Origin of the sequence: Holospora elegans E1, assembly GCF_000648275.1 — a bacterium.
Taxonomy (GTDB): Bacteria; Pseudomonadota; Alphaproteobacteria; order Holosporales; family Holosporaceae; genus Holospora; species Holospora undulata_A.
On sequence record NZ_BAUP01000055.1, the window covers coordinates 1 to 10904 of the forward strand.

Annotated in this window: 10 protein-coding genes; 3 read left to right on the plus strand and 7 right to left on the minus strand. The window is 36.5% G+C overall.

The window, feature by feature from the left end; all coding sequences use genetic code 11:
- The first annotated feature begins 163 nt into the window (after nt 1–163).
- The gene (locus HE1_RS01685; RefSeq protein WP_035544050.1) at nt 164–1093 is read left to right on the plus strand and encodes a hypothetical protein; all 930 of its coding nucleotides are present in this window, start codon (nt 164–166) and stop codon (nt 1091–1093) included.
- Between the two features lie 104 nt (nt 1094–1197).
- Here the strand turns inward: HE1_RS01685 and HE1_RS01690 are convergent, their stop codons facing one another.
- The 6 genes from HE1_RS01690 to HE1_RS01715 form a co-directional block, all read right to left on the minus strand.
- Nucleotides 1198–3264 (minus strand): sodium-translocating pyrophosphatase, encoded by a 2067-nt coding sequence (locus HE1_RS01690; RefSeq protein WP_006299045.1) that lies wholly within the window; start codon nt 3262–3264, stop codon nt 1198–1200.
- Between the two features lie 123 nt (nt 3265–3387).
- On the minus strand, nt 3388–3693 hold the full coding sequence (locus HE1_RS01695) for a hypothetical protein (RefSeq protein ID WP_006299047.1): 306 nt from the start codon (nt 3691–3693) through the stop codon (nt 3388–3390).
- Between the two features lie 7 nt (nt 3694–3700).
- Nucleotides 3701–4240, minus strand: coding sequence for a hypothetical protein (locus HE1_RS01700; protein WP_023491560.1), 540 nt, complete (start codon nt 4238–4240; stop codon nt 3701–3703).
- A 3-nt stretch (nt 4241–4243) separates the two neighbouring features.
- Complete coding sequence (locus HE1_RS01705; protein ID WP_035544056.1) at nt 4244–5566, minus strand: hypothetical protein; 1323 nt, start codon at nt 5564–5566, stop codon at nt 4244–4246.
- On the minus strand, nt 5559–6755 hold the full coding sequence (locus tag HE1_RS01710; RefSeq protein WP_006299053.1) for a type II secretion system F family protein: 1197 nt from the start codon (nt 6753–6755) through the stop codon (nt 5559–5561). The genes HE1_RS01705 and HE1_RS01710 overlap by 8 nt, the downstream gene beginning before the upstream one ends.
- A gap of 8 nt (nt 6756–6763) precedes the next feature.
- Entirely contained in the window at nt 6764–8353 is a 1590-nt protein-coding gene (locus HE1_RS01715; protein ID WP_200863593.1) for a GspE/PulE family protein, read from the minus strand.
- 328 nt (nt 8354–8681) lie between these two features.
- Here HE1_RS01715 and HE1_RS01720 point away from each other — a divergent pair, with 328 nt between their 5' ends.
- A complete protein-coding gene (locus HE1_RS01720) occupies nt 8682–9323 on the plus strand; it encodes an ABC transporter substrate-binding protein (RefSeq protein ID WP_023491557.1) in 642 nt (213 codons plus the stop codon).
- Nucleotides 9320–10024: a gamma-glutamyl-gamma-aminobutyrate hydrolase family protein gene (locus HE1_RS01725; RefSeq protein ID WP_006299059.1), complete on the plus strand. Its 705-nt coding sequence runs from the start codon at nt 9320–9322 to the stop codon at nt 10022–10024. The genes HE1_RS01720 and HE1_RS01725 overlap by 4 nt, the downstream gene beginning before the upstream one ends.
- A gap of 650 nt (nt 10025–10674) precedes the next feature.
- Here HE1_RS01725 and HE1_RS08720 read toward each other — a convergent pair.
- Nucleotides 10675–10904 (minus strand): hypothetical protein (locus HE1_RS08720; RefSeq protein WP_162531181.1); only part of this gene is annotated, 230 nt, incomplete at its 5' end.

The following is a 10904-nucleotide window of genomic DNA, read 5'->3' on the forward strand; positions in this document are numbered from 1 at the left end:
CAAACAAAAAAATTAGACGAACAAAAAAAATTAGACGAACAAAAAAATTAGACGAACAAAAAAAATTAGACGAACAAAAAAAATTAGAAAGAGAAAAAGCAGAAAGAGAGGAGAAAGAGAAAAAAGATAGATTAATAAAATTGCTAGAGGAAGAGAAAAAAAAATGGACCAATTAGTTTTAGAAAATACTAATTTGACAAACCAAATAGCAGAAATTAAAGGGGGAGAAAAGCTACCTCTAGAAATTGAAAAAGATATTAAAGTGCATGATTCTTTATTAGATTTCTACACCCCAAAAGAACTACAAAGTCTCGTTCGAAAAATAGTAGAAGAATCAAGCGATAAAACGAGTCTATTGTTCCAATTCGGAAAGCGTTTAGGAATAAACGTTAATAATATTACTAACACAACTATCCAGAATCTCGAAAAACAAATTCAGATTTATTCAGAGCAAAAAAAAGATCTTGACAGTAAAAATCAAGCAATTTTTTCGTCTTTCCAAAAAATTAATCCAGCTGAATCAAGAACATTTAGTAGTTTGTTGAAAATAATAGTGAAAGCAAAGCAATTCATTGAAGAGTTTAATGAGGAATCTTTAATGCAAACGCTAAATCATATTTTGTCGTTTTCTGAGGATCCTATCCTAGAAAAACATCAATCATTAAAAGAGGTGTTTTATAAAATTAGAGTGTTACAAGAATCTATTTCATTACTGCGCACTGAATCACAAAACGGTTTGCAGACAATTAAAGAAAATGATCTTAAAACATCTGCAGGTCGAAATACGTTAATGGAACAGCTTGAACTATTAGAGTCAGAGATAAAAAATCAAGAAGAAGCGACAAACAAAGCATCGAAAGATAAATCTTCTATAAATTCAGAACTAGAACTTATAAATAGAAAAATAGCGATATTCAATAAAATGTTAGCAGAGGCAAAAGAAAAATTGAGAGAGAATGTTGGAAAATTTAATCGTAAAAGAAATAAAGAAAATTTCTTTAAATTTAAAAAGGATAAAAAGGGTAAAAAGGGATCAAAATCAAAATCGGAAGAAGAATTGGAAGAAGAATTAGAAGAAGGAGCTTTCGATTAAAAGAGTCTAAAATAGAAAAAGCACCTGAAAAAACTCAGGTGCCTTTTTAAGTTCAAATTTTAGAACAGTTTAAAAAGCTTGGTACACAAAAAATATTATAAAAATTATAAAAAGGCCAACAGCATCAGAGCTACTAAATTAACAATTTTTATAAAAGGATTCATAGCCGGACCGGTTGTGTCTTTGTACGGGTCCCCTACTGTATCGCCCACTACGGAAGCTTGATAAGCAGAAGATCCCTTTCCCCCAAAGTTTCCAGCTTCTATATACTTTTTTGCATTATCCCACGCTCCCCCTCCAGAAGTCATAGAAAGAGCCAAAAACAATCCTGTAATCATTGTCCCCATTAATACCCCCCCAAGAGCACTAAAAGCTTGGGCTTGTCCAAAACCAGAAGAAATGACTCCGTAAACTCCAAGAGGAAAAACTACTGGAAGTAACGAAGGAATAATCATTGCTTTTAAAGAAAATTTTGTCAATATATCCACAGCTTTTCCATATTCCGGTGCTTGAGAACCGTCCATAATTCCTTTGATTTCTGCAAATTGTCTTCTTACTTCTACTACGATGGCTGCTCCGGCTCTTCCCACTGCTTTCATGCTCATAGAAGAAAACAGGTAAGGGATTGCTCCCCCCAAAAATAATCCCGTTATCAAAAATGGATCACTTAAACTAAAATTGATGTCCAGGCTGGGAAAAAAATGTTTTAGCTCTTGGGTGTATGCAGAAAATAGAATCAAAGAAGCCAATGCAGCAGAGCCAATAGCATATCCTTTTGTCACTGCTTTTGTCGTGTTTCCTACTGCATCTAAGGAATCTGTTACCGTTCTTACTGATGAAGGAAGCCCTGCCATTTCTGCAATTCCTCCTGCATTATCTGTTACAGGACCATAAGCATCAATAGCGATTATAATTCCAGAAAGCGCCAACATACTAGACCCTGCCAGTGCAATTCCAAATAGTCCAGCAAAAGAGTAAGCAGACAATATTCCTGCACATACCACGATAGCCGGCAAAAAACATGCTTCCATAGAAACTGCAAGGCCGCAAATAATGTTTGTTGCAGCGCCTGTTACAGAAGCATTGGCAATTTCTCGAACAGGACGATGAGAAGTTGAAGTATAAAATTCTGTGATCCAAACCAATAGTCCTGTGGCGATCATTCCTACTGCTCCACTTAACACAAGAGACACCCCTGTGACAGAATCGTACAGCACGCGATCAAATCCAAAAAATGCCCATGTTATACCAGTCAATCCTGCCATAGATAACACAACTGCCGTTCCCAGACCTTTATACAATGCATTCATGATATTTTCTTTCTTTCCAAGACGTACCGCATAAGTGCTAAGTACACAAGAAATTACGCAAACACCACTAACCACTAAAGGATATACCATCAATTCCCGATTGTTTTGCGCAGTTAAAAACGCAATTTGAAGTGCTGCAACCAATGTCACTACGTAGGTTTCAAACAAATCTGCACTCATTCCGGCGCAGTCTCCCACATTGTCTCCTACGTTGTCTGCAATTACTGCAGGATTTCTAGGGTCATCTTCGGGAATTCCTTGCTCAATTTTTCCTACAAGATCTGCACCGACATCAGCCCCTTTTGTGAAAATGCCTCCTGCGAGTCTTGAAAACATAGAAATCAAAGAGGCTCCAAACCCGAAAGCAACAAGAGTTTCCAAAAGAAATCGCTCTGTAACTTCCAAAAAAGAAAGGAAAGTAAAAATACCTACAACTCCCAAAAGCGCCAGTCCTACTACTAAGAATCCCGTAATCGCACCGGCTTGAAAAGCCACTGCTAGTCCTTGCGCTAACCCAGAGCGAGCAGCTTGAGTTGTTCGGACATTAGCGCGAACAGACACGCTCATGCCTGCATAACCACTGATACCAGAAAAGATTGCACCCAAGGTAAACCCAATCCCCACATGGCATCCCAAGCTTTGATACAAAAGCCCGGCAATCACAACGCCAACAAACGATATAGTCAAAAATTGACGCTTCAGGTAAGCTTGAGCTCCTTCCTGGATAGCTTGTGCAATTCGCTGCATTTCCAAAGTTCCTCCAGAGAGCGAAAGAATCTTTTTTGTGACGATTGCACTGTACAATAAAGCAATAACACCGGAAATTCCAACAATTCCCAGCCAAATGTATTCTGTGTCCATACACACTTTTGGTCATTTTTTTAAAGCATTACAGAAATATGTACAAAACGCAAGCTTAGAAAAACTTAAAGAAGCAAAGCGCGACTAGCAGTATTTATCATCTATTGAATCAAATGTATGCTACTAGCCCTCAGGGACAGTTACTGATTGTTTTAGTTGCAATGTTATACGTTGTTTGCGACTATTTTCTAATACAACATAGTGAGCGTCTACCTTCAAAACGTACCAGCCGTGCAATGACCTTTGGGAAAGATGATCTAATCGATGATCATTAATCCAAACTATCCATTCTTGTGTGTCTGGACGTAAAAAAATTCCTTGAAGAACAAAAACAGTCATCGAAGGCTTGACTTGCTCTGAAGAAGATGGGTGCTTTTTTTCAAAAGTGTAAGGATGAGTAAAAAATAATGATAGGCCTAACATCCACATCACACCCTTAGCCTTCTGGGGTAAAACAGTAGTAGCGCGCCGTATAAAGACCGTTTATACGCAAATTTGACGCTTCATTTTTAGGAAAAGAGGGCAGGGACGTATCTTGATCAAGAAGCTCTTCCTTTTCTCTGGATAACGAAAGATAGATAGATTCAATCCTTCCTTTATGGTAAGTATACAAAGTTTTAAAAAAATTCCAAAATATATCATCGTGCTTTACCTTAAATCTTATCGTCAGTTCAATGTACGATTCTAGCTCGCAAAAGTTTTTGTATGTTATTTCGATTTCGTCAAAGTGTGCAGCGTATTTTTTTAATTCTTGAGAAAAATCAATCAATTTATTCAATTGAAGTGGTGCTTGAATTTTCCACAATGATGCACGATTTAGTATTCCTTTTGTTTTAAACAGTTTTGTTTTTAGAGTTTGAATGCTTAAAAACGTTCTGTATTCCCAACACAAAAGCCCTGCTTGAAAAAGCAGCCCTAAGCTCCAGAGTAACAATCCCAACCGAAGCTTTATACATCGGATCATCTCTTCCATCATCTTTTAAGGATCCACAGAAAAGGGAGATCCTCCTTCACAATAATCCAATTCTTCCATTTCATTTAAAGAGGATGAAAGGTTTTCTTTCCATTGGATTATGGATTTTGAAGGCATGTGTTGTCTCCAGGCTGCCATCAATAAGTTTTTTTGTGACATTTTATCGAAATTTGAAAAGTTAAATCCGTATAGTCCTTTGGTTTTTGTCCATTCTATTGTCTCAAGAAAAGATTTTTCTGGTATCACCTGTTCCATTTGTTGCAAAAAAGTTACGGTTTGAAGATATTGTTTTTGGTGGTCATGCAATTTTTTTTCTATTTCTAAAAATTGTTTATCGTTCCAAGGTAATTTTTTCCATTGGCACAAGACGTCATTGTAAGAATTTTGTAATTCTGCCTTCCATCGCCATTGAAAAACGAAAATGTATAAACTAATTACCAAAGGAAAAATTTGAATCCAGGAAAATCGACGGAGCTTAGGCTCTAACGTGTTTAAAACAAAACGTTTTCCTTGCCCTTTTAACGATTGATAAGAAGGAGCTTGAGCCAAAACAAAACGATCTAATAAACTTTCACAGCGCATCACTGAAAAAATGGAATGTTGTTTCATCCATTTTTCTAAGTTATCTCCGTAATAATGTTGCCCCTTTGAAATGCTGGTATGAATATCTAAAAAACCAGCCTCTTGATCGCCTAAATATACAAATTCAAAATTATGCGTATGAAAACTTTCTTCTACGTGACGAACCGTTTCTTGAATCAATTGCGTTAAAGATTCTTGTGGCATAGGAAACAAAAGTCTTAAAAACACAAGAACGTTTTCGTAATATACTGCAAAAACACTTGGACTATCTAATCGTTGTAAAATAAAACATTGAAATTTTTCGTAAGACGCATCAAAATGAATTTTAACGTTACGAATAAGCTCTAGAGGATAGCTGTGATAGAAAAGAGAAACACATTGAGCTTGTAATTTTTGTTCTATCCATTGGGGAAGAATAGGCTTTGTAATTTTCAAATACCACAGCCAATGTTGGCGGCGATTTATAGACCATAAGTTGTGGTGCCCGTCTTGAGAAAATTGTTTGATCTTTTCTCTAAACCATTGCATACGTTCCCACCATGTTAGTCCGTCTGGCGATCTTTCCCACTTAAAACTCATTGTAGAACTTAAATCCAAGACGTGTAATATCCGATTCCAGGCGCGTAATGTTTGCAAAAAGAAAGGGAGCTCTTCCAAAGAGTGTTCTTCTTGAAAAACACTTTTCCCCAAACAAATGTCGTAAACTATAGCGCGATGCGGCTCTATAACACAAACTATTTTATCCATGAGAAATATTTTCCAGAACTTCATACAAAGGGACAAATATACTTTCTACAAAAAATAACAACAAGCATGCCACGATAACAAGACACCACAGAGGCAATCTGCGCATCCATCCTTGAATGCGAAATTCAAGACGAAATGCTAATAATCCGCTGATTTGTTGTAGCGCTTCTTGAAGATGCCCGTTGTCTTGTCCATAACGTAAAAGATGAATATAATGCTTGGAAAAACAGAACCATCCGGTGCACCCATCAGAAAATTTTCCTCCTTCTTGGATAAAAATTTTAAGATGAAGCAGAGTTTCTTTAAAATAAAAAGAGGTTACAGCTTCTTGCGTAATGGAAAGAGCAGAAAGTAGAGAAACTTTTGCCTTTAAAAGGCTGGAAAGAATTTCAAAACCATGAGCATATTGGGCATCTGCGTAAAAGGGAAGTGTACGAAACAAAAAAATTTGTATTTTGCGTTTTGAATACGGAAGATATAAAAAATAAGCTCCACTTAAAAGTACGCTTACACTCCCTATTCCTAGAAAAAAGCTTTTCCAGGAAAAATTTACTAAAAAAATTAACGCTTTGGTCCATATAGAAAGTTCAAAGTGCTTTTCTATTAAAATAGGAATTAAGAACTGAGCAACTTCACAATACAAAACATAGCCCGCACCTATACAGGCACACAAATTCAGAAAAGGAAGCCGTAGAACCTGACTCATTTGGCGATGAAGTGAGCGACGTCTTTCTAAATACACCCTTCCTTGTTGAATACCGTACTGTAAATTACCGGCACTTTCTCCTTGACGAAAAAAAGCAATAACTACAGGAGAGATGAGTCCTGAATATTTACTCCAAGCTTGAGAAAAAAGTTTTCCTTGCGCAATTTGCATTACAACATCCTGCAAAATCATTTCAAGGCTTCCTTTTCCTTTTATTTCAAGACTTTTTAATGCCATAGACAAAGATTGACCAGTGCTTAAAGACCATTCTAATCCTGTTAATATGTGGATAATAGCGTCATGATGAAAATATAGGCGATTTATCCAAAGAGGTCTTGGGTAAGCACGCAAAATGGTTAGGTTTTGTCCGTTTAGTGCGGCACATAACGCATTATAAGAACTGTATACGCCGCACCCATTACAACGCATTCCAGATTTATTAACCGCTTTGTAATAATATATTTTTTTATTTTTCTTTTTCATACTCTGCTTTAAATTCCTAAAACTCGTTTAAGCTCACTCCAACTTGTTTCTCCCTTTTCTACCATTTTTTTACCCTGCATGGCTAAATCTTCAAACCCCTTTGCGTACAAAGCGCGTTTGATTTCAGAATAAGAGCGTTGTTCTAAAATCATAGACTCTATAGCTTCATCCATAACTAAAATTTCCGCTATTGCTTTACGTCCTAGATATCCCGTTCCTTTGCACCATTGACATCCTGCGGGGTGATAGAGCTCAGCGTTTGTTCCATGAAAAGTTTCCTCTTGCATGGAGGTAGAGTTTTCAAGGCGGCAGTGTTGACACAATAAACGAATCAATCTTTGGGAAACTACACCATGAATTAATCCTGAAGCTATAGTCAGTGGAATGTTAAACTCTAGCATACGGTAAAAAACTCCCAAAACGTGAGTTGCATGAATCGTGGTTAAAACATGGTGACCAGTCATAGCAGCCCTTATGGCCATGGCTGCGGTTTCTGCGTTACGGATCTCTCCAATCAAAATCACATCGGGATCTTGGCGTAAAATAGATCTTACTCCTTTGGCAAAAGTTATAGGCCCTTCTTCTTTTACTTCTGTTTGTCGAATTCCTGCAATTTTGTACTCAATGGGTTCTTCTAACGTCATAATGTTTAATGCTTCTGCATCCATTTCTTGGACCATGGCATAAAGTGTGCTAGTTTTTCCGCACCCCGTTGGACCGGTAATCACAAGTAATCCTTCTGGTTTGTGAAGTAATTGAGTAATGTTTTTCAAAGTGGGGGTGTTGTAACCTAATTCTTTTAAAGAACGTAGTTCTTGATTGCGATTTAGGATTCGCAGTACGACATTCTCTCCGTAATATGTGGGGTGCGTTGCGCTTCTGACGTCGATAGAACCGCTGCTTAAAGAAAAAGAAAAGCGTCCGTCTTGGGGATTGCGTGCTTCTGCGATATCCATTCCAGATAAAACTTTTATTTGTACACAGGTCGCGCTCCAAAAACTCAAGTGAAAACAGCAAATAGTGTGAAGCAAACCGTCATAACGGTATCGCACACGAACAGAAAATTTTTCTGGTTCAAAATGAATATCCGACACCCCTTCGTGTACAGCATTGTGCAAAGTGTGGTATAAAAATTGACTTATGACCTGATCGTCAAAGTGGTGTTGGTCTGAAAAAAGATCATGTAAATCAACTTTTTTCTGAAATTGTTTTAGTGCATTTTGAATCTCAGAAACTGTCCCCAAGGCCCATTGAAACGGTACTTTAACGCAACATCGAACCAAATCTTGTAAGGAAAGATCTTGAGCCTTGGGCATCAACACGTACAGCGTTTCTTTTACACGAATTGGAACAATTGATGCTTGGTGCAGTAACTCTAAGGGGACTGCGTCCCATGCGAACTGAATATTTGGATCCTTGAGACTAAAATAAGGTAAACGATGAATCAAAGCAATCCATTCTAATAGTTTTGCTTCGCTTAGAATTCCCCAATCCAAAATTAACTTTTTAATGTCTGCTCCAGAATGTTGATGTTCTAGCAAAACAATTTTTTCTTGATCTGAAGTTAAAATATTGTCCTGTCGCAATCTATTCAGCAACGTGCTCTCTTCTCGGGATAATTCTCTAAAAGATAAAAATCGCATACCTTATATTGACAGATTAATTGTGAATATGAACATAACGTTCTATTTAGCATTTTGTCAATAGAAGGCACAATAAAAAAAGGTTAAAATTTTATACTTTATTTTTATAAAAAATATAAATAATAAAAAACTACTTTTATTTCGAGTATTCAGATTTTTTTTACTATTTAAAAAAGGGAAAATTTTTTTACTATTTTTTTTCGTATATGTTAATTTTTTTTAAATATTGTGTTGATGATTTATTTAGTGTAGAATGTATTCAAATTTTGTAGTGTTTTATTCTATGTATCGATTTAACATTTTTTTTGTTTTTTGTTCGTGTTTCGTTCACGTTCCTTGGGTGAACGCTGATAATGATCAGCAGTGTTCTTTAGATACGGAAAAAGCTCGAGAAGAAGCGGTGAGCTGTGTTCGAGAATTTGGAACCCAATTGGTTCAGCTCCTTTCAAAGCAGGCTTCTTTTTCTGATGTTCAAGATCTTATTCAACAGACTTTTGATATGAATAAAATGGCTCAGCGATGCTGTCCTGTGAAATACAAAACTCTTACCCAAGAACAGCAAAATTTGTACGAAAAACAATTTACTCGTTCTGTCTGTAGGGCATATCATAACATTCTTAAAAAATATTACACACCTAAGGGGAATTTAGAGGATCATTTTAAAGTAGATGTTAATAAAAGTAGATGTTACCCTGGAAGAGAAGGGATTAGTTGCACTGTAGTAACAGACGTGTTTGCTTCAAATGGTGCTAAAATTTCTGTCAAATGGTTGTCCAAAGGGGGGAAAATTGAGAATTTTGTGGTGGAAGGGACAGACATGAGGGCTGCAAAGAAACGAGACATGAAGACTCGGTATAAGCAGTGCGGAAGTGATTTTTCCAAGTTTCTTGAAAACATATCAGAATCTGATGGATCGTCTTCGTGATTTGTGTTCCTTTAATTGTCGTTATTCCAGACGCTCAAGAAGATGATGATAATTCGAAATATTTTTTAAGGAAAAATTATCTCACAGCATTAGAAAAGCAGGGGGGTGCCCCTGTGATTGTTCCTTATAGTATAAAAAACGTGGGGTTTTACATGCAGTTTGCTCACGGGGTGATGATTGCTGGTGGAAAATTTACCATTGATCCGGAATTTTTCAACCAGCGTATGCAGTGTAATCTTCCTATAAACTCCAAAAGAACTCAAGTTGAATGGGCTTATTGTCAAGAAGCGCTTCAACGAAAGATGCCTATCTTAGGTATTTGCGGAGGAATGCAATTAATTAACGTAGTTTTGGGGGGATCGTTAATACAAGATCTGTCTAGAATTCCTAATGTGTCTAATCATAACGTTTCAAAAAACAATGTGCATTCGGTTCAAATCCTTCCAGATACTTATTTATCTCAATACTTGAAATGTTCAGATTTGGATGTTAATTCTTCACATTGTCAAAGTGTAGACCGTTTGGGGCATGAGGTGCGAATAAACGCACTGTCGCCGGACGGAGTGATAGAGGGGATCGAACACACTCAGCATCCGTTTTGTTTAGGAGTTCAGTGGCATCCAGAATATTTTCATCAAAATCAAAACTTATTTTCCGAATTTGTTCAGGCGTGCAGAATGTTTCGAAAGCATGAGAAATAATGCATCGCAGTTTAGTCAAAAACATTAAGTTTTTTAGAATTAAGTTAGAATAGTATATGTTATATTTTTTCGGACAAGAATACAAAGAAGAAAAGTATTTGTTTGTGTGGCAGGGAAAAAATTTTTTTTAAATAAAGGGAAGTGAAGAAATTTCTTTATTATATTTTCATGACAGATTTTGTGTGTTTTTTTAAAAAAAAAGAGCTTTAGTGTTTTTGGATTTTTTAGCGCCACTGCCTTACACGAAGATGTAGTGTCAAAAAACAAAAGTTATAAAGTTATTTTTTAAAGGAGAATTTTGTAGAACCTGTCTTCACAGTTAAGCCAACCGACGAATCAGTAGCATTGAATGGGGGATCATAACGCTGTGTTTTTCCGATTGAACGCCTATTTCATACTCCTTGGTTAATCGCCTAAAATGATTTAGCCAAGCAAGTGTTCTCTCTATCCCTTGTCTTTTCGCTAAAATTGCCCAGCCCGGCGTAATACGTGCAAAAATCTCTACGGTCTTCTTCAATAGACCTATTGCATAAATAGACATCTTCGGAAACTATCATTTAGTTAGCTCCATAGTATAAATAGAAGAAATAAGATCAAATCCTAAGGCAAAATCCTTTTTTCCTATTTTTGCGGCGATGAGTTTAAATCGTTTAAACTATTCGATCATACTCCCCCTCACTTTTTTTCAGGTAGTTTAAAAGATCGCTGAAATCAAAGAATAAGAGTTTATCTTTGATCCACCTGAGCCTCCTTGTGAAGTATGAATACAAAGATGAATACAAAGGCGCTCTGACTGTTTTTTTGTAAGCACATTTTTGTGTAAGGCCCGTTATAGAAGCGTATAAAATAGCAACAGCGACAATGGTCATAAGTTTGGAAA

Bases quoted from the DNA above. Each gene is read 5' to 3' on its own strand.
- HE1_RS01685 (WP_035544050.1), top strand. From the start codon at position 164: ATGGACCAATTAGTTTTAGAAAATACTAATTTGACAAACCAAATAGCA.
- HE1_RS01690 (WP_006299045.1), bottom strand. From the start codon at position 3,264: ATGGACACAGAATACATTTGGCTGGGAATTGTTGGAATTTCCGGTGTT.
- HE1_RS01695 (WP_006299047.1), bottom strand. From the start codon at position 3,693: ATGTGGATGTTAGGCCTATCATTATTTTTTACTCATCCTTACACTTTT.
- HE1_RS01700 (WP_023491560.1), bottom strand. From the start codon at position 4,240: ATGATGGAAGAGATGATCCGATGTATAAAGCTTCGGTTGGGATTGTTA.
- HE1_RS01705 (WP_035544056.1), bottom strand. From the start codon at position 5,566: ATGGATAAAATAGTTTGTGTTATAGAGCCGCATCGCGCTATAGTTTAC.
- HE1_RS01710 (WP_006299053.1), bottom strand. From the start codon at position 6,755: ATGAAAAAGAAAAATAAAAAAATATATTATTACAAAGCGGTTAATAAA.
- HE1_RS01720 (WP_023491557.1), top strand. From the start codon at position 8,682: ATGTATCGATTTAACATTTTTTTTGTTTTTTGTTCGTGTTTCGTTCAC.